Source organism: Anaerococcus lactolyticus S7-1-13, assembly GCF_000758765.1.
Taxonomy (GTDB): Bacteria; Bacillota; Clostridia; order Tissierellales; family Peptoniphilaceae; genus Anaerococcus; species Anaerococcus lactolyticus.
In genome coordinates this window covers 83,672-110,648 of sequence record NZ_JRMW01000025.1, presented here as the reverse complement: position 1 = coordinate 110,648, position 26,977 = coordinate 83,672, and the positions used below count along the sequence as shown (strand labels likewise).

The following is a 26,977-nucleotide window of genomic DNA, read 5'->3' as shown; positions in this document are numbered from 1 at the left end:
TGATTTGTATAAAAGCTATTAATTTTTTAGGACAATAAAAAACAACCTAGTTGGTTNNNAAAAACAACCTAGTTGGTTGTTAATTTATGGTCGGGGTGAAAGGATTCGAACCTTCGACCTCATGTTCCCAAAACACGCGCGCTACCAAGCTGCGCCACACCCCGTCATCACTGACTATTTTAATATACTATATTAAAAATCCTTTGTCAAATTTTTACTCGATTTTATTTGAAATTCTTTTTTGTTTTTAGGATTCTTTTTTTAAAAGTCTATTAGTATAATACCACATTTGCTTTATTTTGTAAAATCTATGTGTCGATTCCTTGTAAGTCAAGCTTAAAAGATTATAATGATATTAGACAGGAAGGGAGTTTTATGGATACTCTTAATGAAGTAAAAAAAATTATTAATGATTCTAATAATATAGTCTTTTTTGGAGGTGCTGGGGTTTCTACTGCTTCTGGTGTGCCTGATTTTAGGTCTGCGACTGGTCTTTATAACAGGAAGAACGATTCTAAGTATTCTCCAGAATATATGCTAAGCCATAAATTTTTCATTAACCATCCTGATGAGTTTATGACCTATTGCAAGGAAAACTTGATGCTTGATGGGATTAAGCCAAATAAGGCTCATTACGCCTTGGCAAAGCTAGAAAAGATGGGAAAGCTTAAGGCTGTGATTACTCAAAATGTTGATAGTCTTCACCAAGAGGCAGGCAGCAAAAATGTTATCGAGCTTCATGGAAATTTGAGGGATTATTATTGTGTGAACTGTCATAAGAATTTTGATCTTGCTTATGTGAAAAAATTCCCAGCCGAGGCGCATTGTGATGAGTGTGGTGGTATTGTAAGACCTGATATTGTTCTTTATGGTGAGGGACTTGATCAAGATAATATCTCTTATGCAGTTAATCTTATTGCCCAGGCTGATGTTTTGATTGTCGGTGGCACTAGCCTTGTGGTTTATCCAGCGGCTGGGCTTATAGATTTTTATAGGGGTAATAAATTAGTTTTGATTAATAAGGAGACTACTCCACGTGATGGAATAGCAGATTATGTTATTAAGGGCGATATTGCAGATATTATGGATAGGTTAGTAGGTGATTAGGTGCAAAAAAAATACGGTATTGATGAGTACGGAATATTTTTAGTTTGGATCGCTATTGTTGCGGTTGTTGTGGCTTATTTTATGAAGTCTACAGTTTTGAATGGCATTTCTTCTTTTATTGTAATTTATGCCATTTATAGGACTATGTCTACAAATATTCTTAAAAGAAGTCAAGAAAATCAAATTTTTGTTGAAAATGTTATTGATCCTGTTAAAAATATTTTCAATAAAGATAAAACCAAGCAAGGTAATTCAAGGGATGACGGTTTTGAGTATATTTCTTGTCCATCTTGTGGACAAAAGTTAAGAATTCCCAAAAATAAGGGTAAAATCAAGGTCAGATGCCCTAAATGTAAGGAAAAATTCGATGCTAAAAGCTAAACTTTTAGCATTTTTTAGTTTTTTTAGGAATATAAATTAATTTAAAATTTTTTTCATCTTGGTATTTAAATTCTTTTTATTAGGTTGTATAATTTGCATGAAAGGGGAGAAAAATATGCCAAGATTAATAGGAACTGTTGCAATGGGCCTTAGGGCACCAATTGTCAAAAAAGGTGACGATTTAGTACAAATTGTCGGTGATATTGTTGAAGAAGTAGCTAGAGAAGAAGTTAAGCTTCGTGATAAGGATGTAGTAGCCATCACTGAGTCTCTTCTTGCAAGAAGCCAAGGTAATTATGCATCAATTGAGCAAATTGCCAAGGATTTTGCAAATAAGTTTGATAATGACGAGGTTGCTATATTATTCCCAATCTTATCAAGAAACAGATTCTCAATCCTACTTAAGGCTTTTGCCCTATCAGGCAAGAAGCTTCACATTTGTTTATCTTACCCATCTGATGAGGTTGGTAACCTTGTTATGGATGAGATGGATCTTTTTAATTCTGATATTAATGCTTATACTGATGTATTAAGTCTTGAAGAATTTAGGAAGGTAGCTGGAGATTATAAGCATCTTTTCACTGAGATGGATTATCCTGAGTTTTATAGAGAAATCGCTAAGAATTCTGAAATTCATTTCTTAAATAATCCTGTAGATGCTCTTAAGTTTACAGATAATATTTTGGTTGCATCAATTCATACTAGAAATATTGTAAAAAGACAACTTGTAGAAGCTGGGGCTAAGAAGGTTTTGAAACTTGATGAAATTCTTACAGAATCTGTTGATGGTTCAGGCTTTAACCCAGACTACGGTCTATTGGGTTCAAATCTTTCTACAGGTAATGTTGTTAAGCTATTCCCAAGAAATGCTCAAGATTTTGTTAATAAGATTCAAAAGAGACTTATCGATGAAACTGGCAAACACGTTGAGGTTATGGTTTACGGAGATGGAGCTTTCAAAGATCCAGTAGGTCATATTTGGGAACTTGCAGACCCTGTTGTTTCACCAGGGTTTACTGATGGACTTACAGGTACACCATATGAACTTAAATTAAAATATGTAGCAGACAATGATTTGTCAGAACTTTCTAGCGAAGAAGCTGCAGAAGAATTTAAGAAATTAGTTAGAAATAAGGATAAAAACACTGACTCTAATAAGAGACTAGGTACTACACCTAGACAGATTACAGACCTTTTAGGTTCACTATCTGACTTGATTTCAGGCTCTGGAGATAAGGGTACACCTGTTGTTTTAATTCAAGGATACTTTGATAATTATTCAAACGACTAGGTCAAAAATAAATATTTGAAAAAAATGAACCAACTTTGGCTGGGTGACTAGCATAAAAGTTGGTTCATTGTATAATTGATACATACATTAATTGTAAATTTTATTAAGATGGAGAGTAGATTTGAAAACTGATGAATCTTTTGACCAAGGTCAGAAAAGTAACCAGCCTATTAGAAATATTGATGAACGCAATGTAAAAACTAGAGAGTACAAGTTATTCTGGATGAGCTTTGCAGCCATACTTATGGCATGTGGAACTCACTTTTTTAAATATCCAAACTCCTTTGTAATAGGAGGAGTGGAGGGGATGAGTATTATTACTTCAATGTTTGTACCCTTCAATCGACCACAGTTAACACTTTTTTATAACGTAGTGTTACTTGTAATAGGATTTTTTGTGATTGGAAAGAAATTTACAATTAGGACTGGCTATGTTGCCATCCTAAATTCCCTTACAGCCCTTGCCTTGGAGAGAGTTTTTCCAATTAACGGCTCCCTTACCGACAATAAGATGCTTGAGTTGATTTTCACTCTACTTATGTCATCAGTGGGTTCAGCTATCTTATTTAATCTTGCAGCCTCATCTGGTGGTACAGATATCATAGCGATGATTATGAAAAAATACACATCACTTGAAGTAGGTAAGTCACTTTTGGTGGTGGATTCTTTATTTACAATTGCATCTATTAAGATATTCGGCATAGAAATCGGACTTTTCTCTATTCTAGGTCTTATGATGAAGGGGATATTTGTTGACATGATTATTGGGCAAATGAATACAGCCAAACTCTTTATCATAATCACATCAAAGACTGAAGAGATTGGAAACTTTATAAAGAAAGAATTAAATAGGTCTGCGACCATAGTTGATGCTAGAGGGCTTTATAAAGGCACAAATATTTCGGTATTCTTTTGTGTGACAAGCACCTTTGAATCTGCTAAGTTTAGGTCATTTATCAAAAAAATCGACCCATACTCTTTTATTACCATCCTAAATACCTCATCAATAATTGGTAAGGGTTGGTATTCGTCAGATGATAGCCTTGATAGTGACGAGTGATTGTCTAAACCATTCCATACGGGTAAAATACTAGTAGGAAGGTGATTTGAGATGCAAAAAAATATAAAAATTTTATTAATAAGCTTTTTTACATTCATTCTGCCCTTGACTAGTTTTGCATCAAATGATCAACAAGGCAAAGATGGTCCTAATCAAAAGGCCGGAGAAAAGATAATCATAACTGAAAGCGTAGCTCCAGTTTCAAAACCTGAGGAAAACCCAAAAGATTCGGCAAAAAAAGAAGAAAATAAGGCTGATGCAAAGCCAGATCCAAATAAAAAAGACGATGTGAAGCCAGCAGATAACAAAAAAGAAGATTCAGCCTACAAGGATAGGAGGGAAGCTCCAGTAGATCCTAAGGCTCAGGCTCCTGATAAGGCTCAAAATCCAGATATGGAGAGGATAGAAAAGGTAGTTGATGACTTGGTTAGTAAGTTAGACAAAAACTCAAACCTATCCAAAGCCTTAGCTGAGATGCAGACAAGCATAAGTACTGATAATAAGGCTAGTGTTAAAGTTAAGGATGTAAGCAAAAAAACTGAGCAAGTTTTAAAAGATTATAATAAAAAAATCCAAGCTGCCACTACAGAACAGCAAAGAAAAAAACTTGAAAATGAGGCAGCTGATAAGATTAAGTCTATAAGCGAAAATAGGCCCAGCTCAATTGATCAAGAAAAACTTGATGAAGATATACCAGAGAAAAAGAAAAAAATTCTTCTTGAAGTAAAACCAGATAGGGAAGAAGATGATGCTGATGATAGGAGTCAGATTTTGGCATTAAATCCTATAGATGGAGAAGATGAGGAAGTTTTTTTCTTAGAAAATCCAATAATAATCATTGCCCTAATTTTTATAATTTCTCTAATAGTTGTAATAGGAATAGTAATTAGGAATAATGAAAAAAGAGATAAACGCAGAAAAAAGAAATAAATTTTTACAAAACAAAAGAGGCCACTTGGCCTCTAATTTTTATTATTTTTATTCAGCTTCGAACATGTCTTTGCCAACACCACAAACTGGGCATACCCAATCTTCTGGAAGATCAGCAAATTCTGTACCGGCCTCTATACCGTTATCAACATCACCTTCAGCTGGATCGTAAATGTATCCACATGCTGTACATACGTATTTCATTAAAATTGTCTCCTTTCATAATCTACTATGTTTTTATTATACCACAGATTTGAAATTTTAAACAGAATTTTTTAGAATTAGTCTAAAGAATTTGGTTTGTGATTAAAATGATAGGAAAATAAAAAAAGGGGTATTAATCCTTTAGGAGCAAGTGATGGAAATAATTAGGACGGTCATACATTCTGACCTTAAAGAATTAAAAAAATTTAGGGATGGGTTTATAGATTGCCTTAGAAAGCATTATTACGAGGAAGGTAAAATTTTTAGGCTAAGGCTAATTCTGGATGAATTAACGGCAAATTCCTATAAGCATGGCAATAAGAAAGATAAGGACAGGCTTATAGAAATTTCCATAGTCTTTGACGAAGCTTACATATTAATAAAGGTTAAAGACGAAGGTTCTGGCATTAAGTTTATGAAAGAAGCTGAAAAATTTTCTGAATCTGGTAGGGGTATTGACCTTGTAAAAAAACTATCAGATAGGGTAATTATAAATAAATCCACCATTGCTTGTCTTATACGAAATTCTTAACAACATCCTTTAGAGGATGTTTTTATTTGCCATTTATTGATAATTAATTCACATTCGGTATAATATATTGATAGAATTTGTTAGCATGAAAGAAGGATTGAATGATAAGAGAAGATGTTAGAAATGTAGCAATAATTGCCCACGTAGACCACGGAAAAACAACACTTGTAGACGGCCTACTAAAAACATCAGGTTTATTTAGAGAAAATGAAGCAGTAAAAGAAAGAGTTATGGATTCTGATACCATAGAAAAGGAAAGAGGAATCACAATTCTTGCAAAGAATACTGCCGTATCTTATAAAGACATGAAAATTAATATTATAGATACTCCTGGCCACGCCGATTTCGGTGGAGAGGTAGAAAGGGTACTAAATATGGCAGAGTCGGTTGTTCTTGTAGTAGACAGCCACGAAGGACCAATGCCACAAACTAAGTTTGTACTTAAGAAGGCTATTGAATTGGGTCTTCCTGCTATAATCTGTATCAATAAGGTAGACAGACCTGATCAAAGAATTGATGAAGTTGAAGATGAAATTATAGACTTATTTATTTCTTTGAATGCAGATGAGTCTTACCTTGAAAGTCCCTTTGTCTATGCTTCAGCAAAACAAGGTTGGGCTAGTCTTGAAAAGGGTGTAGTTAAGGAGGATATGACTGACCTTCTTGATATTATAATAGAATACACACCAGCCTTTGAAGCACCTGATACAGATGAGTTTAAGGTTTTGGTTTCAACAACAGATTATAATGACTACCTAGGCACTATTGCTATAGGCAAGGTGGAATGTGGAACTATTAGGAAAAATGCTCCAGCAGTTATTACTAATTACAACGAAAAAGACAGGTTAGTTAAATCTAAAGTCGTAACTATTTATGAATTTGATGGTCTAAATAGGGTTGAGGTTGAAGAATCTAAATTTGGTTCGATTGTAGCTATTTCTGGTATGGAAGATATTGGAATTGGTGATACTATCGGTACTGAAGCTGACCACGAACCTATTGAATTTACAAAAATTTCTGAGCCAACTCTTTCCATGACTTTTTCTGTAAATGATTCACCATTTGCAGGTCGTGATGGTAAGTATGTCACAAGTAGGCATATTAGAGATAGGCTATTTAAGGAAGCTGAAACTGATGTTTCTCTTAGGGTTGAACCAACAGAAACAACTGAAGCCTTCAAGGTTTCAGGTAGGGGCGAACTCCACCTATCAGTTCTTATAGAAAACTTAAGACGTGAAGGTTATGAATTTCAAGTTTCAAAACCAGAAGTAATGTTTAAAACTGATGAAAATGGCAAAAAGCTTGAACCAATCGAGATTGCAACTGTAGATGTCGACCAAATATATACAGGATCAGTTATAGAAAAACTCGGTCGTAGAAAGGGTGAGATGATTGATATGCACCCATCTGCTTCTGGTTATACCAGATTGATTTTTAGGATTCCTGCAAGGGGTCTTATTGGATATAGGACAGAATTTATGACCGATACCAAGGGTACAGGTATTTTAAATACCGAATTTGAAGGCTATGACAGATACAAGGGTGACCTTGAAAGAAGACCTCTAGGCAGCTTAATTGCTACAGAGAAAGGTCTTGCAACAGCCTATGGTTTAAACGCTGCCCAATCTAGGGGCCAATTATTTATCGAACCTGGTGAAGAAATCTACGAAGGTTTGGTTGTAGGTTCAAACGCTAAGGGCCTTGATATAGACGTAAATATTTGTAAAAAGAAAAAAATGACTAATACTAGGGCAAGTGGAAGCGACGATGCAATCATTCTTACACCAGCTAAAAAGATGAGTGTAGAGGAAATGATGGAATTTGTCGAAGAGGATGAATTAATTGAGATTACTCCTCATAACCTAAGGATTAGAAAGAAAATCCTAGATGCCCAAAAGAGGTATAAGTCTAAAAAATAGGAGTGGCTATGGAAAATAAGTTTGAGAGAAGGATTAGTAAAATTCTAGTCTTTCTTATCATGATCTTATTTCTCTTAACTATTTCACAAAGATTCGCTAATGGATGGGTTTTAAGTCTTTGCTGGTATATTTTATTTTTAGGATCATGGATAGGAATGCTTGTTTTTTCCTTTGATGTACTTTTAAATAAAAATGCTAGGGGACTTTCCATTCTGCTTGCTGTTATAACCAGCATAGCCTTTGCATTCTTATCAATCCATGGTCTATCGGCCTTGGCTATCTTTATAAGGGTGCTTCCTAGGAAGATTGTTATAAATAACGATTTCTTCCTGGCTAATAACCAACTGATATTTTATTCAAGCTTGGTAGTTGTTTATTTTATCCAACTTTTCAATGTGATTTCTTTAAGGGATAAGAAAGAAATAGAAGAAACAGAAGAAAAAGTGGAGCTTAGTGAAGAAGAGTTAAGAAAAATTAGGGATGAAAAGCTAGACAGTATTATTGCTGAGATTGATAATAATAACAATAACGACAGTCTAAGCGATGAGGATAGGCAAATACTAAATTCTCATATCTTAAATGATGGAGAGGAAGAAGAATCGGAGATTTAATTTATGACAAAACAAAATATTTCTTTATCTGTAATCAAAAGACTTCCTAAGTATTATAGGTACCTAGAAAGCATAAATGAAAAGGGAATAATTAGGGTATCATCTAAAGAGTTATCAGACATAACAGGTCTTACAGCTAGCCAAATTAGACAAGACTTAAATCATTTTGGCTGTTTCGGTCAACAAGGCTATGGCTATAATGTAAAAGAACTTATTGATGAATTATCTAAGATTATTGGTGTTGATAAGGATTATAAAATAATTCTTGTTGGTTATGGTAACATTGGTCATGCCCTTTACCAATACAAGTCTTTTGGGGACTTGGGTTATGAATTTGAAGCTGTTTTTGATATTGAGGCAAAGACTCTTTCTGATTCCAATCTTAAGGTAAGAGATGTCAATGATTTGCCAGAATTTTTAGCTAACAATAAGATTGATATCGGTATAATTGCCACACCAAAACAAGCGGCTCAGGAAGTGGCAGATATTTTATGCAAGGGTGGAGTTAAGGGAATTTGGAACTTCTCACCTGTTGATTTAAAGGTATCTAATGGGGCTGTTATAGAATCTGTCCACCTTGATGAATCGCTATTCACTTTAACATATTTTATGAATTCCCCTGAGGATTTTATTTTTTAGATGAATGTACTTAATGTATCGAACTTAGCTAAGTCTTATCCCAATAAGGTGATATTTGATGGCCTAAGTTTCAATTTAGAAAAGGGAGATAAGGCAGGACTTGTTGGACTAAACGGTGCTGGCAAGTCTACCCTTTTTAATATTCTAACAGGTAGACTCAGGGCTGACGATGGGAAAGTTTTTATACCTCAAGATATAAAAGTGGGGTATTTAGAGCAAATCCTAAGCCTTGATTCTAATATGACCATCTATGATTATTGTTTGTCAGTTTTTGAGGGACTAATTAAGCTTGAAAGCGAAATTAGGGATCTTGAAAAAAAGATGAGCACAGAAACTGACCCTGACAAGCTAGCCGCAATTATGGATGAGTACACAAGAAAATCTGAAAGCTATCATAGTGAAAATGGCTATGCCATTGAAAGTGAACTTGAAGGAACCCTTTCTGCCATGGGTTTTGATAAGGCTGACTTTAATAAAAAGATTTCTGATTTATCTGGTGGGCAAAAGGCGAGGGTAGAACTAGCTGGGCTTTTGCTAGAAAAACCAGACTTACTCTTGCTTGATGAGCCAACCAACCACCTTGACATAAAGGCAATAAATTTCCTTGAAAATTTCATCAAAAACTACAAGGGAACTGCTATAATTATTTCCCACGACAGGTATTTTTTGGACGCTACAGTAAATAGGATGATGGTTCTTGAACATGGCAAACTGTCAACTTATTCTGGAAACTATACAGTTTTTATGGATAAGAGGAAAAAAGATAGGGAAGTCAGAATCCACCAATACAAAAGTCAGCAAAAAGAAATCGAAAGACAAGAGGAAATCATCGATAGGCTAAAAAATCTGGGCGGCTCTAAGAGAAAAAGAGGTATTTCCCAATCAAGGTCTAGGCAAAAACTCCTAGATAAGATGGAAAGAATTGAAAAACCGATAGAACTTGCCGACACCATGAACCTTAAATTCACACCAAGAATCCAATCGGGGATGGATGTCCTTAAGGTTGAAGACTTGAGAATGTCTTTTGAAGGTAGGGAAATTTTTAAAAATATTTCCTTTGATATCTATAGGAACGAAAGGGCAGCCATCATTGGAGATAATGGAGTCGGAAAGACCACCCTATTTAAGATTGTCTTAGGCGAACTCTTCCAAGATGGAGGAAAAGCCAAGATGGGTGAGTCTGTAAATGTGGGCTATTTTGACCAGGAACAAAAGTCTTTAAACCTTGAAAACACAATTTTTGATGAAATTAGAGATGCCTTTCCAATGCTAACCAACTTTGAAATCAGATCCTACCTAGCCAAATTTATGTTTTACGATACAGATGTTTTTAGGGAAATTTCTGAATTATCTGGTGGAGAAAGGGCGAGAATATCACTACTTAAACTAATGATTTCTGATTGTAATTTTATTTTGATGGATGAACCGACCAACCACTTGGACATTGATAGCAAGGAAATATTAGAAGATGCCGTTCTTGATTTTGAAGGCACACTTTTGATAATATCCCACGACAGGTATTTTCTAAATAAGGTCGCCTCAAAAATTTTGGATATGAAGTCCGATAGGATGGACCTTTACTTGGGTAACTACAATTATTACCAAGAAAAACTCAGGGAAATGAATATGACTGAGGAGGAAAAGGCCACAGTCACAAAGACTCAAATCAAGAAAGAAAGAAAAAAAGAAAAGCTTAAGAGAGATGAAATCAGGGCTATAAAGAATAAAATTAAGTCAATCGAAAAGGATATGGAAGAGATTGATAAAAAGATTAAAGATTTGACCAAAGAAAGCCTGGCAGAAGGTTTTTACGATGATCAGGCAAGGGTAGCCGAAGTTTTTAGGGAAATGAAAGACCTCGAGGATATGAGAGATGATCTTGATGAAGAATGGCTCAACCTTAATATGGAACTTGAAGAATGATTGATTAAGTTTAAAGCGGGTATTAATTACTAAGGAGATTATTATGGGAAAAATAATGAGATTTCTTTATTCTTTTATGTTAATAGTTGTAGTCCTCTTGGGGGCCTTGTTCTTGGCCTTTGGAATTGACGGCCAGGCTGTTTTTGAAGCCTTTGTCTACAATGAATATCTCTATAGGCTAGTGTCTAATGAAGCCTTTGTTCAAATATTTTTCATGGCTGTAGGCATCTTACTCATAGGCTTTGCAATAGTTTTGCTTATCGTACTTAAGCAAAATTCTAACATGGGTTTTGATGTCCTTATTGAAGATGAAAAGGGCAGTATTCTCCTTACTAGAAGATCTTTAGAGGCTGTGATTGAAAAGTCTGTAAATAAGTTTTTTGATGTAAAAATGCTAAAGGCTAAGGCTGTCATTATTGAAAACGAGAGAATAGAAGCGAAGGCTCTTGTGGATTATTATGGTGGCGAAGACCTAAAAGCTCTTGCAGAAAAAATGAGGGAAGAAATAAGTAAAAATCTTAAAGATTTTACAGGATTAGACGATATAAGGCTTGATTTAAAGCTAGATAAGAAAGAAATAGAAGTAAGACGCAATGGAAGATATTAAGAAAAGCAAAGACCCTAGCATGGTAGATGTGGAGATGAGAAAACTTGATATTAGGGAAAAGAACAAGGCAACTCTTCTTAAATTCTATCGAACCAATAAGGGCAAGGTAAACTCACTTATTATTAGCTTTTTAACTTTGGTGTGCCTATTTAACTTTGGTTTTTTCAAAACCTTGGGCATATGGGTGGTCATGATTATTGGCTATTTAGTAGGAGCTTATTTTGATAAAGATGTAAGAGTGCTTCAAGTAATTAGGAAAATTTTAAATTAAGGAGTAGGCAATGACAGAAAATTTAAATAAAGAAGAAATGACAAAAGACCTTAACGATGGTAGAGAATTAGGATATGAAGAATCTAAATTGATAATCCAAGATAAGGTTGTGGCAAAAATCGCAAGAATTGCCATTAATAATGTGGACGGCATCCTTGATATGAAGGGGAACATTGCTGATTCCATCGGTTCATTTTTTGGCTCTACAGACAGGAGCACAGCTGGTGTAAATGTTGAAGTTGGACAAAAAGAAGCGAAAATCAACTTGGATGTTATAATTGAGTATGGAAAAAATGCTCGCCAGATTTTTAATGATATTCAAAAGGCAGTCAGCCAAAATGTTAAGGAAATGACTGGCCTTGATGTGGTAACTGTGAATGTGGACGTTGTTGATGTCTTAACTAGAAAAGAGTACCAAGAAAAGCAACAATCAGTTAAGGAAAATGAAAAAAAACAAAATGAGTACTAAAGCTTAGGGCCTAGTTTGGGCCCTTTTTTAAGAGGTGAGTATGAAAGAAATATTTGAAGAAAAAACAAGAAAATATTTTATCATCGGAATCTTATTAATAGGCATATTTTTTGGATTTTTCTATTTGGATAGGATTGGAGAAATTTTAGAAACTACCTATAAGGTTTTTAGGCCCATAGTTTACGGACTGGTAATTGCTTTTATAATCAATCTTCCGATGAATTTTTTTCATGATGAAATTTTTACAAAAATATTTAAGGACGATAAGCATGAAAAATTAAGGAGAAGTTTTTCTCTAATCCTTTCATGGATAATATTTTTCGCCATGGTAACTATAGTCCTTACTGTATTGATACCAGAATTATCAAGGGCTGTAGGAGTTATATCAGAAAATATCCCTGCCTTTATGAATTCCTTAATAGATTTTATAAATGGGTCAAAATTGCTTACAAATGTGAGTAAGTTTATCGTAACAAGGCTTGAAGAAATCAATATTGAAAGGATAAGTGATAGCTTCACAAAGATTCTCCAAGACTTTTTCAGACCTGATTCTGATTTTATTAATAAAACAGGATCTATAATAAATTCTGTATCTCAGGGAATCCTATCCTTATCAATAGGATTTGTTTTTTCCTTGTATGTGTCAATGAATAAGACAAAATTAAAAAATGGAGCAGCAAGACTTGTTTTTGCCAACCTTAGTGAAAAAACTGCTAGGCAAATTGTTTATGTGGCAAAACTTTCCTATGACTCCTTTGCTAGATTTTTAGAAACTAGGATTTTATCCTGCCTAGCCCTTGGAGTGGCGTGTTTTATTGGGATGTGGGTCTTAAGACTTCCATCAGCAGGAATGATATCAATCCTCATGGGTGCCTTTGATATGATTCCATATATTGGAGCCTTCTTAGCCACATCAATAGGTATAATTTTAATTTTCACCTATTCTCCAGGCAAGGCTCTTGTATTTTTGATTTTCATTTTAATCCTACAAAATGTCCAACAGCAGTTGTTTTATCCGCTGGTAATCGGTAAACACCAAGGACTTCCACCTATTTGGATTTTTGTATCGGTAATAATCGGCGGGGGACTTTTTGGAATATTCGGTATGATAGCCTTTATCCCACTAGCTACAGTCCTTTACACACTTCTAGAGGATAACACAACCAAAAAACTAAAAGAAAAATCTATTAGCGATGAAGAAATAGAAAAATTGACCAACAAAAGCTTCATTGAACTAAGAGAAGAAAGAATTGAAAATTATCAATAAAAAACTCTTCTTACTGACTTCCTGTATGTAGGATCCAGTAAGGAGAGTTTTTTTAAATGTTAAAATTTTCAAAAATCACAAGGAGGATTCCTTCTTTAACCCTGATTTCAAAATCTAATCCCTTGGTTTGGTTGGAAACGCCAAGGGCATCGTCATTTGCCATTGTGTAATCATCTAATTCGTAAAAAAGACCCTCTATGTCTAGTTTTGATTTTTCGGTGAGGGAAAAAATTGAAACATAAAAATCTTCACCCTTATATTTATAAGAAAAATCCCTATCAAGTAGGAAAATTTCCTTGCCTTTAGCCTTAAGCCTTATATCAATCCCCTTTTTTTTGTAGGAAAACATGGATTTTATATTTGAGATTGTGTGGCTTTCTCTGCCTCCAAGTCCGGCATATATTGTTATGTCCTTGTAGCCCTTTTCTATGGCAAAATCGATAGCAGCGACTGTGTCTGTAAAATCTTTTATTGGATTTAGGACAATTATATTTTTAAAGTTCGGTCTTTCTGTAGAATCAAAATCCCCAATGGCGTAGTCCGGTATAAGATTAGATTTTTTTGCATATTCAAAACCCTTGTCGGCAGTTATTAGGAGGTCTTCTGATTTTATCTCATCATAAAAACCATCAAAATCCCCACCACCTATAATAAAACATCTTTTCATGGCTCCTCCTAATTTTATTATATCATTAATGATCCATCTTCCTAACTATTTTTGCAAAAAAAGGTAGAATAGAGCTTAGAATAAGAATTAGAATAAGAGGCAATAAATGAGAGAATTAGACGTAAAATCAAAAAACTTGCTAAAAGTTGTTGTTTGTGGAATCTTGTTATATTTTGGACTCTACTATATAGGACATGTGGCTGATGCAGTTGGCAAGCTTTACCTTGTCATCCAACCCTTTATCCTTGGTGGGGCCCTAGCTTTTATAATAAGTATCCCTATGAATTTTTTTGAAAGTGAGTTTGCCCACTTCGACAAGACGGGCAAGCATAAAAAAATAATATCTACCTGTTCGCTATTATTATCTTGGATACTTGTGATAGCATCGCTTGTAATCCTTATTAACATCTTAGTCCCATCTATAGTCAAGGTGGTCTACACCTTTTCAATCAGGTGGCCAGACTTTGTTGATGAGATTTATAGGCTTTTGAAAAAATACCCAATCACAGAGCCTTTTGCTAATAAGTTTCAAAATACATTTTATGGAGTTGGTTGGTACAATGTGAGAAATGCAGTTTATACTTTTTTGCAAGGCAGGAAGGGTGATATTTTCTCAACTGCAGCCAGTCTAATGGGTTCGATTTCTAGTGGTGTTATAGGTGTCTTTACCATGTTTGTATTTTCGATTTTTATCTTAATCTACAAACGTATGTTAAAGATAAATGGAATTAGGATTTTGTATGCCCTTATGAGTGAAGAAAGGGCTGACTATATAAATAAGGTCTTTTCCTTATCCTATAACACTTTCAAAGACTATTTGTTTTCAAGGGTCATAGCAGTTATCTGCCTTTCAATTTTGACCTTTGTAGGTATGTTTGTAATGAGACTTCCAAATGCAGCTATGATTTCGATTGTGGTAGGACTTTCAGATTTGATTCCGATTTTTGGTCCGATTTTTGGTACAGCCTTTTCAACAATATTAATTTTTATCGAGTCGCCTGTTAAATCCTTGATATTTTTGGCTTATAGCCTTATAATTCAGCAAATCCAGGAGAATGTAATCTATCCTGCTATTGCTGGTAATAAGATAGGCTTGCCTGCTGTTTGGGTTATGGCATCAGTAACTATAGGCGGATCGCTCTTTGGGGTTTGGGGAATGTTGGTATCAATACCAGTTGTATCTGTTCTCTACACCCTAAGTCATGAAAAAATTCACGAGATGTTGACCGAAAAAGGCTTTGATGAACAGAAACTTTTTGCCAAGTGCGATAAGGTTTATAAGATAGAAGATATAGAGACTAACGATGAAGCTTACGAGGAGTAGGGACTTTGTTCCCGTAATAAGATCTGGAGAAAAATATTACGGTGGTCACCAGGAATGGTTAAAATATAAAGGCTTATCAAAATTTTTTAGAGATAGGTCTTGCGTTGTAACTGCCTTTACCAATTGCTTTTTCTATTTATTCAAAGAAGGAATAGTTGATTTTGACACCTACAATGAGGTCCAATACGCTTTTTATAAGAGAATCCGACCAAAGGCAAATGGGGTGCCGACTGCAAAATCCTTATTAAAAAGAATCGACATTATAAACCATAAATTGGAATTAAATTTATCCTATAGGTTACTTGAAGGAAATTTGATAAAAAGGCTTAGCCTTGACCAAATGATTTCTTTTATTAACGAAGGACTTAAAAAGGATACACCAGTTATTTTGATAAATTGGCTATCAAAAAAAGTCGATATAATGAGCCACCATGGCCTTTGCATAACAGAAATGAATGAGAAAGATGGTAGGCATGAGGTGGTTGTATCAAGTTGGGGAAGGCGACACAGTTTTTACCTCGAGGATTTTTATAAAGAGCTAAGAACTTATACGGGTTTAATATATTTTACAAAACAAAAATAGGGTAGCAAGAGCTACTCTTTTTACTTTGTTAAAAAAATGTCGTAACCTAGTGATTGCAAGGTTAAGAGCTTGACAAATAATGAACAAAGCTAAGAAAACTTGATAAAATCAATAAACATACTATAGTAATGGAGGGGCTACTTGTTATAAAAACGAGCTAGGTAATTTATAAAAATAAAGACCTGTATTTATAACAATTTATTAGAAATTATTGGCAAAGATTTATTTTTTAAATTACAAGATAACCCAAGCGAGAAAAACATAAAATAGTAAATAAAATATATGGCTAAATGCAATAGGAGGAAAGATGGATAAGTTAGAAAAAGACAAATTTGCCGAGCAGTATATGGAAAATTTGCAAAGAATTACCCTAAAGAGATTTGAAGATACTTCAAACAAAGATAGGTATGATGCTCTTTGCGATACCATAATGGGTCATATTAACAAAGACTGGAGAGAAACAAAGGCAAAAGCAAGAAAAGAAAGAAAGGCCTACTACCTTTCAGCAGAATTTTTAATTGGTAGATCACTTGGTAACAACTTGATAAATCTAGGTATCTATGAAGAAGTTAAAGACTTACTTTCAGAGCTCGGAATCGATTTCGAATCTATCGAAGATTACGAAGACGATGCAGCTCTAGGAAATGGTGGTCTAGGAAGACTTGCAGCTTGCTTTATGGATTCAGCAGCTAGCCAAAACTTAAGCCTAGTAGGTTATGGTGTAAGATATCGTGAAGGTATCTTTAAGCAAGAAATCGAAAAGGGATTTCAAGTTGAACACGGCGATAGCTGGATTAAAGATGGTGACGGTTGGTCAATCAGAGTAGACTCTGACGCAAAAATCGTTAAATTTAGGGACCAACAAGTAAAGGCTGTTCCATATGATATGCCAGTAGTTGGATTTGAAAATGGCGTAGTAAACACTCTTAGACTATGGCAATCAGAACCATTCGAAGAGTTTGACTTTGCAAAATTCAACAATTTTGAATACGATGATGCAGTAGCTGAGAAAAACAGGGCAGAAGACATAACCAGAGTTTTATATCCAAATGATATGCAAAGAGCAGGAAAGCTATTAAGACTTAAACAACAATACTTCTTCTGTTCAGCATCTATCCAAGATATGGTAGAAGTTTACAAGAGAGACTTCCCAACAGACCTCAAATTTGAACAATTTGCCAAATACCACGTTATCCAACTTAACGATACCCACCCAATTATAGCTATTCCTGAATTGATCAGAGTATTAGTTGATGAAAATGGAATCTTCTCTGATGATGCAGTTAAAATTGCATCTAAGGTATTTGCCTTCACCAACCACACAGTTTTACAAGAAGCTCTTGAAAGATGGTCAGAAGATCTAATGCAAGAAGTAAGCCCAAGATGCTTTGAAATAATCGAAGAAATCGACAAAAAACTAGTTAAAGAACTAAGTGAACAAGGTTTTAGCGATGCTCAAATTGATCCATATAGGATAGTGACAAATGGCACAGTGCATATGGCAAACCTTGCAATTTACGTAGGTTTCTCAGTAAACGGTGTGGCTGAAATTCACTCACAAATCCTAAAAGATGATACCTTCAAAGAATGGTACAGGATAAGCCCAGAGAAATTCAACAACAAAACAAATGGTATCACCCCAAGAAGATGGCTAGTTTACTCAAATAGAGAATTAACAAACTTCATCACAGAAAAACTTGGCACAGATACATGGAAAAATAACCTAGACCAATTAAAGGGACTTGAAAAATACCTAGATGATGAAAAAGTCTTAGAAGAACTATGGAACATCAAGCAAAAAAAGAAAAAACAACTTGCTAAATATATCCTAGAAAATGAAGGAATTAAGGTAGACCCAACATCAATATTCGATATTCAAATTAAGAGAATTCACGAATACAAGAGACAACACTTAAACATCCTTCACATCATCCACCTATATCACCAACTAAAGAAAAATCCAGATATGGACTTCACACCAACAACCTTTATCTTTGGTGGAAAGGCAGCTCCAGGATACTTTAGAGCTAAGGGAATGATTAAACTTGCAAACGAAGTAGCAAGAGTTGTAAATAACGACCCAGACGTAAACAAAAAGCTAAAAGTAATCTTTGTACAAAACTACAGGGTAACCTACGCTGAAAAACTCTTCCCAGCAGCAGACGTATCTGAACAAATCTCAACTGCAGGTAAGGAAGCAAGTGGTACAGGAAACATGAAATTCATGCTAAACGGTGCCCTAACACTCGGAACACTCGACGGAGCCAACGTAGAAATATTCGCAGAAGCAGGCGAAGAAAACAACTACAGATTTGGTGCTACAGTGGAAGAACTAGCAGAAATTGCAAACTCATACAATCCATTCGAATACTACAGCAAGGACGAAAACATCAAAGACGTAGTAGATTCCCTAGTAAGTGGAGAATTTAATGACAATGGTTCCTACTACTTCCTAGACATCTACAACGAATTGATCAAACCACAAGATGGCAATAGGGGAGATCAATACTACCTACTAAAAGACTTTGAATCTTATAGACAAACACATGAGAGATTAAACAAAGAATACAGAAATAAACTTGAATGGTCTAGAAAATGCTTAAAGAATATTGCAAACGCAGGATTCTTCTCATCAGACAGAACAATTGTAAACTATGCTGATGACATCTGGAAAATAGACTAAGCATAGAATGAATTCAGAAATATTATTAGGAGTGATGATTCCATTCATCGGAACTACCTTAGGTGCAGCTTGTGTATATATAATGAAAAACGAGCTGAAAGATAAGGTCCAAAAGGGCTTGTCTGGCTTTGCAGCAGGGGTCATGGTGGCAGCGTCCATCTGGTCCCTACTAATGCCAGCCATGGACATGGTCGATCTAAGACTAGGTCGCATGGCTTGGTTACCAGCTGCAGTAGGATTCATGACAGGTATAGTTTTCTTACTATTCCTAGACTCAGTCATACCCCACCAGCATATTGATTCTGAAAAACCAGAAGGTATAAAGGCGGAAAGCCTTAGAAAAACAACTATGATGGTCCTTGCAGTAATCATACATAACATCCCAGAAGGAATGGCTGTAGGCGTATCCTTCGCAGGAGTCATATACGGCAAGGGCGATCTCACAATGGCAGCCGCCATGGTCCTATCAATAGGAATCGCCATCCAAAACTTCCCAGAAGGAGCCATCATCTCTATGCCCCTTAAGGCAGTAGGAGTAAGTAAACATAAGGCCTTCGGCATGGGAGTATTTTCAGGTATAGTAGAACCGATAGCAGCAATCATCACAATTTTATTATCATCAATAATGGTACCAATCTTACCCTACCTCCTATCCTTCGCAGCAGGAGCTATGATGTATGTGGTAGTAGAAGAACTAGTCCCAGAAGCTACAGGAGAAGGCCAAAGCCACACCAACATAGGAACCATAGGCTTTTCCCTAGGTTTTGTTGTAATGATGATTTTAGATGTGATGCTTGGATAAATAAGAATGTTGTAAAATTAAAGATAACTATCGTCCCATTATTAGAAGTTCATCTAATAATCTGGGGCGATTTTTTTATTAAAATAAAAATTTTAATTAGTTTTAGAAAATGTGACTAATTTTTTTAAAATGAAAGGAAATTGAGGGCTCATAAATTTTCATAAAATATCAAATTAGAGTATAAATATAATGATTGAAACAGAGGCTTATTCCATTGGATATGTAAGAAATACAATATTATGCCTTGCTTTATCTTTGTATTATCGTATAATTAGTTTGTTCATAATTATACATTAAATTATGAACAAATATTATAGAAAGAAGGTTATGTATTTGGTAGAAAATAAAAATTTTCATTGGCCAACTTTTATACTTATGGCAAGTGTAACATTTATGGCGATTTTGTCTGAATTAGTGCCGTCTGGAATCTTGCCAGAGCTTATGACTGGTCTTGGTATATCAGAAGCACAAGCTGGTACTTTAGTTGGTTTTTATGCAATAGCCAGTGCGATTTTTGCAATTCCATTAATATCTGCAACTGTTGAATTTAGCAGGAAGAAGCTTTTGCTTGGTTTACTAATAGGCTTTGCTCTAAGTAATATCTTAGTAGGTTTTGCACCTAGTTATAGTATTGCCATTGTCGGAAGAGTTATTGGTGGAATATGTGCTGGAGTTTTGTGGCCAATGATTGCGGCTTACGGAATGAAGCTTGTTGATGATGAACATAAGGGCTTGGCCGTCGCTGTCATTATGAGTGGTACGACATTTGGTATGAGCTTAGGTCTTCCGCTTGTAACATTTATTGGTACAAATATTGGCTGGAGAGTTGAATTTTTAGCAATTGCAATTCTTATTATTTTTATTGCCCTAGGCAGTAATTTCATGTTGCCAGAAGTTTCTGGAGAAAAAAGAGTTGCGGCAAACTCACCTCTTACTCTTATCAAAAATAAAGGCGTGCTTATTATTATCTTACTTACCTTTATATCAGTAGTTACTAACTACGGAGTTTACACATATATCACAAATTTGGTTGATTCAATGAATTACAGTGGAGGAATTGGTTTTGCCCAAGTTCTTTTTGGAATTGGTTCAATCTTATCTGTTTTTATTGCAGGAAAAATTATTGATAAGCATATAAAGATACTTTGCCTTTTAATGTTAGCATCATCTTGCCTAGCCTTTATATTTTTTAGTGTCTTTTCATCAATTAGTCTTATGGTTCACTTAGGATTTATCCTATGGGGAATTGGCTTTGGAGCCTTAGTTACCTTATATCAAACAGCAGTTGCAAGACAAGTGCCACCAAACGCATCAGCAGTTGCTACGTCATTACAATCTGCAAGTTTTAATTTTTCAATAATGGTTGCAAGTTCACTAGGTGGAGCAATACTCGCAAATGGAAATATTAATAATCTACTTATCCTAATGGCTACAATCTTAGGAGCAGGTTTAGTGGTGACAATTTTATCAAAGAAGACAATGGCTTAATTATTTAAAATTTTTAGGAGGAATATATTATGAAGAAAAAATTTATTAATGCAAAAGTTTATGGTCATAAAGATGCATCTGAAATCTTAGTTGAAGATGGAAAATTTTCAAAATTTGGAAACAATCTTGGAAATGCAGATGAAGTTATCGATTTAGATGGAAAACTTGTTATTCCACCATATGTAGATGCCCACCTTCATCTTGACTACTACATGATTGGAAAAACTGATGAAGTTAAAAATGAATCAGGAACACTTTTTGAAGCAATAGATCTTTGGAATGACTTCAAAAAGGGAACAACAAAAGAAGAAATGAAGAAGAGGATTTATCAAGCGGTAGAAGATTGCCTTTCCTATGGTACTCAATATATAAGAGCTCAAACTGATTGTACTGATCCTAACCTAACAGGAATTAAGGCGGCTCTTGAAGTGCGTGATGAATTAAAAGATAAGTGTACAATCCAAGTCGTTGCCTTCCCACAAAATGGTATGTATTCATATAAAGAAGCTGGAAAAACTGGAAGGGATTTAGTTGAAGAAGCACTTAAACTTGGTTGTGAGGTTGTTGGTGGAATTCCACACAACGAATGGAGTCGTGAACTTGGAGAAAAGTCACTAAAAGAAATTGTTGCACTTGCAGTTAAATATAACAAACTTATTGATGTTCACTGTGATGAAACTGATGATGTTATGGCAAGATTTGTTGAAGTATTAAATGCAGAAGCAATGATGAATGGTATTGCTGAAAAAACAACAGCAAGTCACACTTGTTCCTTTGGTTCAGCAGATAATTCATATGCCTTTAGAATGATGGGACTATTTAGAAAATCTAAATTGAATTTTGTTTCCCTTCCAACAGAAAATGCCTTCCTACAAGGCCGTCAAGATTCATATCCAAAACGTCGTGGTATTACAAGGGTTCGTGAATTTGTAGACAACGGTGTTAATGTATGTTTCGCACAAGACTCTATAGTTGACCTTTGGTATCCAGCAGGTAATGGAAATCTAATGAATATTCTTGACAACGGAATCCATCTTGCACAATTGATGGGTGAAAAAGACTTTGAAAAAGACTTTGACCTTGTAACTTATAATGGAGCAAAGGCAATGTATCTCCAAGACGAATATGGATTTGATGAAGGAAAGCCAGCTAACTTTATAGTACTTGATGCGCCAAATGAATTTGAAGCAATAAGAAATAGGGCTGAATGTCTTTCATCAGTACGTAATGGAGAATTCTTATTCAAAAAAGCAAAGAGGGAATTTGAAGTTGCTCTTAAATTGAAATAATATTTATAAAAAAAGTTTGGGGACTGTGCAATAGCCCCAATATAGAAAAAGACGAGGAAACTAAACGACCTCGTCTTTTTATGATGTGATCTATTTATTAAAATTATATTAAATACAACGTTAGCAACTGAATTTCACTATATAATGATACAAATTTATTAAAATAAAAAATAAAATGTTGGTATTAAATATAGAATAAGGGTTTTGGAAGTTAAAAATACGAGGATAGCTAAAAAATCTATTAAATTTCATGGTTCGATAGATGAAATTAGAAAAATATAATGAGCAAAACAGATTTACATATACTACTACATCACTTTAAGTTTCAATTTAATATTTCTAGTGTAAAAAATTTGAAGAAACAGTACTATATAATATATAAATACAAATCTATTGAAGGGATTAGCTATGAATTTTTTGAATAATTTTATTACAAGTCTTATGCTTATTAGGGTTACGGATATTATTGATATTGCTATGATTGCCTTTGTTGTTTATAAGCTTTTTTCTATTCTTAAAAACACTAGGGCTGAGCAGGTTTTGAAGGGGCTCATTTTTGTTCTTATCTTTGCATCAATCGCTGATATTTTAAACTTGAATACAGTTTCTTGGGTTATGAACCAGTTTTTGACTGTGTCTCTTGTTTTTATTATCGTCGTATTCCAGCCTGAGCTTAGGACAGGTCTTGAAAGAATCGGTAGGGGCAGGTCTATCTTTTCTACTGATAAGAATAAAAAAGATGAGGATTCTATTAATGAGCTTGTCCTTGCTATGAGTTCTCTTTCTAGGCAAAAAATCGGGGCTCTTGTTGTACTTGAAAGACAGGTTGGTTTGTCCGATATTATCGAGTCTGGAACTATGCTTAATGCGGACATTTCTAGTGAGCTTTTGATTAATATTTTTATTCCTAACACTCCTCTCCACGATGGGGCGGTTATTATTAGGGAAAATACTATTACAGCTGCAGCTTGCTACCTTCCACTTTCAACTTCAAATACTATTTCTAAGGAACTTGGCACTAGGCATAGGGCTGCTATAGGTATTTCTGAAAGGTCCGATGCTGTTGTAATTATTGTTTCAGAGGAGACTGGTAATATTTCTATTGCTGAAAATGGAGTTATTAATAGGTATTTTGATGAAGATTCTTTGAGGATTCGCCTAAGGAATGAAATGTCAGAAAAGAGGGGAGAAGATGAATAAGATTTTAGATAGATTAAAAAAATATAATGCCACAAGTGATAAACAACTTCTCATCTTGTCTATAATTGTTGCGATTTTTATGTGGACCTATGTAACTACTTCTACTAATCCTTCCACCAATAGGACTTTTAGGAATATACCTATTATTATCCAAAATCAGGATAAGCTTGAGGAAAAGGGTTATACTATTGTTAGTAAGGATGATATTTCCTCTGTCAATGTAAGGTTGACAGGCTCTAGAGATAATATTGTAAGTTTAAAACCAGATGATATTCAGGCTTCTATAAATGTTATGGCATCTAGGCCTGGGATTACATCAGTTGATGTTAAGGTTGATACACCAACAGGAATTTATCTTGACTATGTTGATCCTGCAAAAATTAACCTTAATATCCAAAGGATAATTGAAAAGACTTTGCCTGTAAATATAGTCATAGCTGATAAGTTGAAGGATGGCAAGATTGTTGAGGTAAACGAGCAAAATCCAGAGCAAATTAAAATCAAGGGTCCTGAGTCACTTGTTAACCAGGTTGATAGGATTGAAGCCCACATTGATGATGCGGAATATTTAGACGGAAAAATCCATAATGTGGCTGTGAAGGCTCTTGATAAAAAAGGAGAACTTGTTGAGGGAGTTGATCTCGATAATAAGGATGTAAATCTTTCATTCTTTGTTTACGAGACTAAAAAGGTTAAGGTCAGACTTTCTGTAAGGGGTAGCATTGCCAATGGCTATGTAGAAACTCTAAGGGCAGTATCTCCAGATACTGTAGTTATCAAGGGACCAGGTCAAGTCATTAGAGATATAGATGAGATTTCAACTAGAACCTTAATTACGGGTTATATTAGGTCGTCAAAATCTGGTGAAGTTAAACTCGATTTGCCAGAAGGAGTTGAAGTATATGATGGAGATGACACTGTAACTTACAAGATAGAAATCCAAAGACTGCCATCAGCTACCAAGGATGCAGCAGAAGAAGATGAATAAGGAAGAAGTCCTTTTTAGGCTAGAAGATAAGGGCTATAAATCTTATTTGGTTGGTGGTTTTGTCAGAGATAAGCTTATGGGAAAACCTCCTTCTGATGTAGACATAGCAACCAAAGCCTTCCCTGATGAAATAAAAGAAGTTTTTAAAGATTATAAGACTCTTGATGTTGGCAAGGCTTTTGGGACCATAAAATTAGTTACAGACGATAGGGATTATGAGATTACGACCTTTAGGAAAGATTTTTCTTATAAGGATAAGAGAAGGCCTGGGTCGGTAATCTTTGCCGACACAATTGAAGAAGACCTCAAAAGGCGAGATTTTACTATAAATGCCATGGCCCTTAGCAAAGATGAATTAATTGACCCCTATGGGGGTCAAGCTGATCTAGAGGCAAAAATTATAAGGGCAGTAGGCAATCCCTATGAGAGGATAAACGAGGACTACCTAAGGGCTCTGAGGGCTGTGAGGTTTGCGGCTAATTTAGGTTTTGATATAGAAAATGATTTGAAAGAAGCTATTAGGTCAAAGGTTAAAAACCTAGCCTACATATCTGTTGAAAGGCAAACGGCTGAGATAGATAAGATTTTACTAGGACCTGACCCAGCAAGGGGGCTTAGGCTCTTGGATGAAACAGGTCTGCTTGGTGGAATTTTTCCCGAAGTTAAGGCCATGGTTGGCTTTGACCAACATTCGCCCCACCATTATTTGGATTGTTTTGACCATACTCTTAAGGTCTTGGAAGGGACTCCTCTTGATTTGACAATTAGGCTAGCGGCTCTTTTTCACGATACAGGAAAGCCTAGCACTTTTTTCCTAGATGAAAATGGGAATGGTAGATTTTTTGGCCACCAGAAGGTATCTAAGGATCTTGCAGAGGAGAGGTTAAGATATTTAAAATATTCAAAAAAATTAATTGAAGATGTTGGAGTCTTAATTGGTCGCCACATGGACTCGTCAAATCCCTATACAGAAAAATCTGTAGCAAGGCTTTTAAGAAAGATTGGTGAAGAAAATTTAAAAAGATTATTTGACTTGCAAGAGGCAGATATCCTAGCTACAGTCCATGATGACATCTCAAATATAGATAAGGGACGCAATTTATTAAAAGAAATTTTAGAGAAAAAGCCAGTGTTATCAAGGAAGGATTTGGCTATAAATGGCAGAGATTTAACAAAGATAGGCTTTGATGAAGGTCCAGACATAGGCATTATCTTAGGTGAAATTGAGAGAGAAGTTTTTGATGGAACTTTGTTAAATGATAGGCAGACCTTGCTTAATGAGGCGAGGATTATAGGTTCAAAGCTTGATAGTAAGGCTTATGAGTAGTATATTATTTCAATGAGTAGAAAAGTACACGGAGGATTAAATGACAGAATTAAAATCACACGAAAACAATATAGCAAAGTTTGAATTTAACGTTAGCTATGATGACTTTAAGAAGGCAACTGACACAGTATATAAGAAAAACAAAAAGAGATATAGAATAGATGGTTTTAGACCAGGTCATGTTCCAAGAAGAGTTCTTGAAAAAATGTATGGCCCAGAAATTTTCTACGATGATGCTATCCAAATAGTATTCCCAGAGCCATATGAAAAGGCAGTAGAAGAATTAGGTCTTGAAGTAATAGACCAACCATCTGTTGACCTTGACGATATCGAAGAAGGTAAGGATATTACTTTCAAGGTAGAAGTAGAAACTAAACCACACCCAGTTTTAGGCGACTACAATGACCTTGTAATCGAAGAAGTTTCAGAAGAAGTTACTGATGAAGATGTTAAAGCAGAACTTGATAGACAATTAGAAGAAAATGCAAGACTTGTTGAAATCACAGATAGACCTGTTAAAAAAGATGATAAGGTAAATATCGACTTTGACGGCTACCTTGATGGAGAAAGATTCGAAGGCGGCAAGGCTGAAAAATATGACCTTGTAATTGGTTCAAACACTTTCATCAATGGCTTTGAAGATCAAATCATAGGCCACAATGTTGGTGATAAATTTGACGTTAATGTAACTTTCCCAGAAGATTATCAAGCTAAAGAGTTCCAAGGCAAAGATGCTAAATTTGTTGTTGAAATTAATTCTATCACAGAAAAACAACTTCCAGAACTTGACGATGAATTTGCAAAAGATATTTCAGAATACGACACACTTGATGAGCTTAAAAACTCTCTAAAAGAAAAATTAGCTGAAGATAAAAAAGCTTATGCTCAAAATGCAAGAGAAAACCAAGCTGTAGCTGCCCTAGTAGAAAAATCTGAAGTGACAGCTCCTGCTAGCATGGTTGATAAAGAAATCGACTATGAAATGCAAAACCTTGATCAAAGACTTCAAGGCATGGGACTAAGCCTAAGCCAATATATCGAGCTTACAAAGATGGATATGGCACAAATCCGTGGCCAATATAAAGAGCAAGCTAGTGCTAGGGTTAAGGCCAACCTTGTAATTGATGAAGTAGTTTTAAAAGAAAACATCGAAGTTACTGATGAAGAAAAAGAAAAAGAACTACAAGAAACTGCTAAAAATTATGGCGTAGAAGACCTTGAAAAATTCAAAGAAATCTTCGCTAAGAATGTATCAGATGATACCCTTGTAGAAAATATTAAGAGAAGAAAAGCTGTAGAACTTCTTGCTTCAAAGGCAAAGGCTCTTCCTCACGAAGAATACCACAAGGTAGTTGAGAAAGAAGCTAAAAAAGAGACCAAAGCTAAAAAAGAAGAAAAGAAAGAAGACTAATAGC

The 26,977-nt window shown here is 35.0% G+C and carries 26 protein-coding genes and 1 tRNA gene; 24 read left to right on the top strand and 3 right to left on the bottom strand.

The window, feature by feature from the left end:
- Positions 1-87 precede the first annotated feature (87 nt).
- Positions 88-164 (bottom strand) — tRNA-Pro (locus HMPREF1630_RS03000).
- Between the two features lie 211 nt (positions 165-375).
- On the opposite strand from HMPREF1630_RS03000, the gene HMPREF1630_RS02995 reads away from it, so the two are divergent.
- From HMPREF1630_RS02995 to HMPREF1630_RS02975, 5 genes are all read left to right on the top strand, one after another.
- Positions 376-1,107, top strand: coding sequence for an NAD-dependent protein deacylase (locus HMPREF1630_RS02995; protein ID WP_037326925.1), 732 nt, complete (start codon positions 376-378; stop codon positions 1,105-1,107).
- Positions 1,108-1,488: a zinc ribbon domain-containing protein gene (locus HMPREF1630_RS02990; protein WP_004827992.1), complete on the top strand. Its 381-nt coding sequence runs from the start codon at positions 1,108-1,110 to the stop codon at positions 1,486-1,488.
- Between the two features lie 115 nt (positions 1,489-1,603).
- Positions 1,604-2,779, top strand: a complete 1,176-nt coding sequence (locus HMPREF1630_RS02985; protein WP_037326920.1) for a coenzyme F420-0:L-glutamate ligase — start codon at positions 1,604-1,606, stop codon at positions 2,777-2,779.
- Between the two features lie 121 nt (positions 2,780-2,900).
- Complete coding sequence (locus HMPREF1630_RS02980) at positions 2,901-3,839, top strand: YitT family protein (protein WP_037326916.1); 939 nt, start codon at positions 2,901-2,903, stop codon at positions 3,837-3,839.
- A 51-nt stretch (positions 3,840-3,890) separates the two neighbouring features.
- On the top strand, positions 3,891-4,769 hold the full coding sequence (locus HMPREF1630_RS02975; protein ID WP_037326913.1) for a hypothetical protein: 879 nt from the start codon (positions 3,891-3,893) through the stop codon (positions 4,767-4,769).
- Positions 4,770-4,817: 48 nt separating this feature from the next.
- Here the strand turns inward: HMPREF1630_RS02975 and rd are convergent, their stop codons facing one another.
- Complete coding sequence (rd, locus tag HMPREF1630_RS02970; protein WP_004828001.1) at positions 4,818-4,973, bottom strand: rubredoxin; 156 nt, start codon at positions 4,971-4,973, stop codon at positions 4,818-4,820.
- 154 nt (positions 4,974-5,127) lie between these two features.
- On the opposite strand from rd, the gene HMPREF1630_RS02965 reads away from it, so the two are divergent.
- The 9 genes from HMPREF1630_RS02965 (at position 5,128) to HMPREF1630_RS02925 (ending at position 13,211) form a co-directional block, all read left to right on the top strand.
- On the top strand, positions 5,128-5,505 hold the full coding sequence (locus tag HMPREF1630_RS02965; RefSeq protein WP_004828003.1) for an ATP-binding protein: 378 nt from the start codon (positions 5,128-5,130) through the stop codon (positions 5,503-5,505).
- 101 nt (positions 5,506-5,606) lie between these two features.
- A complete protein-coding gene (gene typA, locus HMPREF1630_RS02960) occupies positions 5,607-7,424 on the top strand; it encodes a translational GTPase TypA (protein ID WP_004828005.1) in 1,818 nt (605 codons plus the stop codon).
- An 8-nt stretch (positions 7,425-7,432) separates the two neighbouring features.
- Positions 7,433-8,035: a hypothetical protein gene (locus tag HMPREF1630_RS02955; RefSeq protein WP_037326910.1), complete on the top strand. Its 603-nt coding sequence runs from the start codon at positions 7,433-7,435 to the stop codon at positions 8,033-8,035.
- Positions 8,036-8,038: 3 nt separating this feature from the next.
- Positions 8,039-8,674 carry a redox-sensing transcriptional repressor Rex gene (locus tag HMPREF1630_RS02950; protein WP_004828009.1) on the top strand — a complete coding sequence of 212 codons (636 nt, stop codon included), beginning with the start codon at positions 8,039-8,041 and terminating at the stop codon, positions 8,672-8,674.
- The gene (gene abc-f, locus HMPREF1630_RS02945) at positions 8,675-10,597 is read left to right on the top strand and encodes a ribosomal protection-like ABC-F family protein (RefSeq protein WP_004828010.1); all 1,923 of its coding nucleotides are present in this window, start codon (positions 8,675-8,677) and stop codon (positions 10,595-10,597) included. It begins immediately after the preceding gene.
- 43 nt (positions 10,598-10,640) lie between these two features.
- Entirely contained in the window at positions 10,641-11,204 is a 564-nt protein-coding gene (gene amaP / locus HMPREF1630_RS02940; protein WP_037326907.1) for an alkaline shock response membrane anchor protein AmaP, read from the top strand.
- A complete protein-coding gene (locus tag HMPREF1630_RS02935) occupies positions 11,191-11,475 on the top strand; it encodes a DUF2273 domain-containing protein (protein WP_052039353.1) in 285 nt (94 codons plus the stop codon). Before amaP ends, HMPREF1630_RS02935 begins: the two co-directional genes overlap by 14 nt.
- A 10-nt stretch (positions 11,476-11,485) precedes the next feature.
- Positions 11,486-11,944, top strand: a complete 459-nt coding sequence (locus HMPREF1630_RS02930; RefSeq protein ID WP_037326904.1) for an Asp23/Gls24 family envelope stress response protein — start codon at positions 11,486-11,488, stop codon at positions 11,942-11,944.
- A 40-nt stretch (positions 11,945-11,984) separates the two neighbouring features.
- Positions 11,985-13,211 carry an AI-2E family transporter gene (locus HMPREF1630_RS02925; RefSeq protein ID WP_037326902.1) on the top strand — a complete coding sequence of 409 codons (1,227 nt, stop codon included), beginning with the start codon at positions 11,985-11,987 and terminating at the stop codon, positions 13,209-13,211.
- Positions 13,212-13,263: 52 nt separating this feature from the next.
- Here the strand turns inward: HMPREF1630_RS02925 and HMPREF1630_RS02920 are convergent, their stop codons facing one another.
- The gene (locus HMPREF1630_RS02920) at positions 13,264-13,878 is read right to left on the bottom strand and encodes a thiamine diphosphokinase (protein WP_037326899.1); all 615 of its coding nucleotides are present in this window, start codon (positions 13,876-13,878) and stop codon (positions 13,264-13,266) included.
- A gap of 106 nt (positions 13,879-13,984) precedes the next feature.
- Between HMPREF1630_RS02920 and HMPREF1630_RS02915 the strand changes: the two genes are divergently transcribed.
- The 10 genes from HMPREF1630_RS02915 to tig all read left to right on the top strand — a co-directional run bounded on the left by HMPREF1630_RS02915 (position 13,985) and on the right by tig (position 26,973).
- Positions 13,985-15,202 carry an AI-2E family transporter gene (locus HMPREF1630_RS02915; protein WP_037326896.1) on the top strand — a complete coding sequence of 406 codons (1,218 nt, stop codon included), beginning with the start codon at positions 13,985-13,987 and terminating at the stop codon, positions 15,200-15,202.
- Positions 15,183-15,785, top strand: coding sequence for a PB1 domain-containing protein (locus HMPREF1630_RS02910; RefSeq protein ID WP_037326894.1), 603 nt, complete (start codon positions 15,183-15,185; stop codon positions 15,783-15,785). Before HMPREF1630_RS02915 ends, HMPREF1630_RS02910 begins: the two co-directional genes overlap by 20 nt.
- 307 nt (positions 15,786-16,092) lie before the next feature.
- Positions 16,093-18,468, top strand: a complete 2,376-nt coding sequence (locus HMPREF1630_RS02905) for a glycogen/starch/alpha-glucan phosphorylase (protein ID WP_037326891.1) — start codon at positions 16,093-16,095, stop codon at positions 18,466-18,468.
- Positions 18,469-18,475: 7 nt separating this feature from the next.
- On the top strand, positions 18,476-19,270 hold the full coding sequence (locus HMPREF1630_RS02900) for a ZIP family metal transporter (protein WP_037326889.1): 795 nt from the start codon (positions 18,476-18,478) through the stop codon (positions 19,268-19,270).
- A 300-nt stretch (positions 19,271-19,570) separates the two neighbouring features.
- The gene (locus tag HMPREF1630_RS02895) at positions 19,571-20,758 is read left to right on the top strand and encodes an MFS transporter (RefSeq protein ID WP_037326887.1); all 1,188 of its coding nucleotides are present in this window, start codon (positions 19,571-19,573) and stop codon (positions 20,756-20,758) included.
- A 29-nt stretch (positions 20,759-20,787) separates the two neighbouring features.
- A complete protein-coding gene (locus HMPREF1630_RS02890) occupies positions 20,788-22,047 on the top strand; it encodes an amidohydrolase family protein (RefSeq protein ID WP_004828033.1) in 1,260 nt (419 codons plus the stop codon).
- A 408-nt stretch (positions 22,048-22,455) separates the two neighbouring features.
- Positions 22,456-23,247: a diadenylate cyclase CdaA gene (gene cdaA, locus HMPREF1630_RS02885; protein WP_004828040.1), complete on the top strand. Its 792-nt coding sequence runs from the start codon at positions 22,456-22,458 to the stop codon at positions 23,245-23,247.
- On the top strand, positions 23,240-24,235 hold the full coding sequence (locus HMPREF1630_RS02880) for a CdaR family protein (RefSeq protein ID WP_004828042.1): 996 nt from the start codon (positions 23,240-23,242) through the stop codon (positions 24,233-24,235). Before cdaA ends, HMPREF1630_RS02880 begins: the two co-directional genes overlap by 8 nt.
- Positions 24,228-25,562 carry a CCA tRNA nucleotidyltransferase gene (locus tag HMPREF1630_RS02875; protein WP_052039351.1) on the top strand — a complete coding sequence of 445 codons (1,335 nt, stop codon included), beginning with the start codon at positions 24,228-24,230 and terminating at the stop codon, positions 25,560-25,562. The genes HMPREF1630_RS02880 and HMPREF1630_RS02875 overlap by 8 nt, the downstream gene beginning before the upstream one ends.
- 40 nt (positions 25,563-25,602) lie before the next feature.
- Complete coding sequence (gene tig / locus HMPREF1630_RS02870; RefSeq protein WP_037326881.1) at positions 25,603-26,973, top strand: trigger factor; 1,371 nt, start codon at positions 25,603-25,605, stop codon at positions 26,971-26,973.
- Positions 26,974-26,977 lie beyond the last annotated feature (4 nt).

Bases quoted from the DNA above. Each gene is read 5' to 3' on its own strand.
- HMPREF1630_RS02920 (WP_037326899.1), bottom strand. From the start codon at position 13,878: ATGAAAAGATGTTTTATTATAGGTGGTGGGGATTTTGATGGTTTTTAT.
- typA (WP_004828005.1), top strand. From the start codon at position 5,607: ATGATAAGAGAAGATGTTAGAAATGTAGCAATAATTGCCCACGTAGAC.
- HMPREF1630_RS02910 (WP_037326894.1), top strand. From the start codon at position 15,183: ATGAAGCTTACGAGGAGTAGGGACTTTGTTCCCGTAATAAGATCTGGA.
- HMPREF1630_RS02880 (WP_004828042.1), top strand. From the start codon at position 23,240: ATGAATAAGATTTTAGATAGATTAAAAAAATATAATGCCACAAGTGAT.
- HMPREF1630_RS02975 (WP_037326913.1), top strand. From the start codon at position 3,891: ATGCAAAAAAATATAAAAATTTTATTAATAAGCTTTTTTACATTCATT.
- HMPREF1630_RS02930 (WP_037326904.1), top strand. From the start codon at position 11,486: ATGACAGAAAATTTAAATAAAGAAGAAATGACAAAAGACCTTAACGAT.
- HMPREF1630_RS02955 (WP_037326910.1), top strand. From the start codon at position 7,433: ATGGAAAATAAGTTTGAGAGAAGGATTAGTAAAATTCTAGTCTTTCTT.
- HMPREF1630_RS02995 (WP_037326925.1), top strand. From the start codon at position 376: ATGGATACTCTTAATGAAGTAAAAAAAATTATTAATGATTCTAATAAT.
- HMPREF1630_RS02875 (WP_052039351.1), top strand. From the start codon at position 24,228: ATGAATAAGGAAGAAGTCCTTTTTAGGCTAGAAGATAAGGGCTATAAA.
- HMPREF1630_RS02985 (WP_037326920.1), top strand. From the start codon at position 1,604: ATGCCAAGATTAATAGGAACTGTTGCAATGGGCCTTAGGGCACCAATT.
- HMPREF1630_RS02900 (WP_037326889.1), top strand. From the start codon at position 18,476: ATGAATTCAGAAATATTATTAGGAGTGATGATTCCATTCATCGGAACT.
- HMPREF1630_RS02965 (WP_004828003.1), top strand. From the start codon at position 5,128: ATGGAAATAATTAGGACGGTCATACATTCTGACCTTAAAGAATTAAAA.
- HMPREF1630_RS02935 (WP_052039353.1), top strand. From the start codon at position 11,191: ATGGAAGATATTAAGAAAAGCAAAGACCCTAGCATGGTAGATGTGGAG.
- abc-f (WP_004828010.1), top strand. From the start codon at position 8,675: ATGAATGTACTTAATGTATCGAACTTAGCTAAGTCTTATCCCAATAAG.
- HMPREF1630_RS02895 (WP_037326887.1), top strand. From the start codon at position 19,571: ATGAACAAATATTATAGAAAGAAGGTTATGTATTTGGTAGAAAATAAA.
- cdaA (WP_004828040.1), top strand. From the start codon at position 22,456: ATGAATTTTTTGAATAATTTTATTACAAGTCTTATGCTTATTAGGGTT.
- HMPREF1630_RS02925 (WP_037326902.1), top strand. From the start codon at position 11,985: ATGAAAGAAATATTTGAAGAAAAAACAAGAAAATATTTTATCATCGGA.
- amaP (WP_037326907.1), top strand. From the start codon at position 10,641: ATGGGAAAAATAATGAGATTTCTTTATTCTTTTATGTTAATAGTTGTA.
- rd (WP_004828001.1), bottom strand. From the start codon at position 4,973: ATGAAATACGTATGTACAGCATGTGGATACATTTACGATCCAGCTGAA.
- HMPREF1630_RS02950 (WP_004828009.1), top strand. From the start codon at position 8,039: ATGACAAAACAAAATATTTCTTTATCTGTAATCAAAAGACTTCCTAAG.
- HMPREF1630_RS02890 (WP_004828033.1), top strand. From the start codon at position 20,788: ATGAAGAAAAAATTTATTAATGCAAAAGTTTATGGTCATAAAGATGCA.
- HMPREF1630_RS02905 (WP_037326891.1), top strand. From the start codon at position 16,093: ATGGATAAGTTAGAAAAAGACAAATTTGCCGAGCAGTATATGGAAAAT.
- HMPREF1630_RS02915 (WP_037326896.1), top strand. From the start codon at position 13,985: ATGAGAGAATTAGACGTAAAATCAAAAAACTTGCTAAAAGTTGTTGTT.
- tig (WP_037326881.1), top strand. From the start codon at position 25,603: ATGACAGAATTAAAATCACACGAAAACAATATAGCAAAGTTTGAATTT.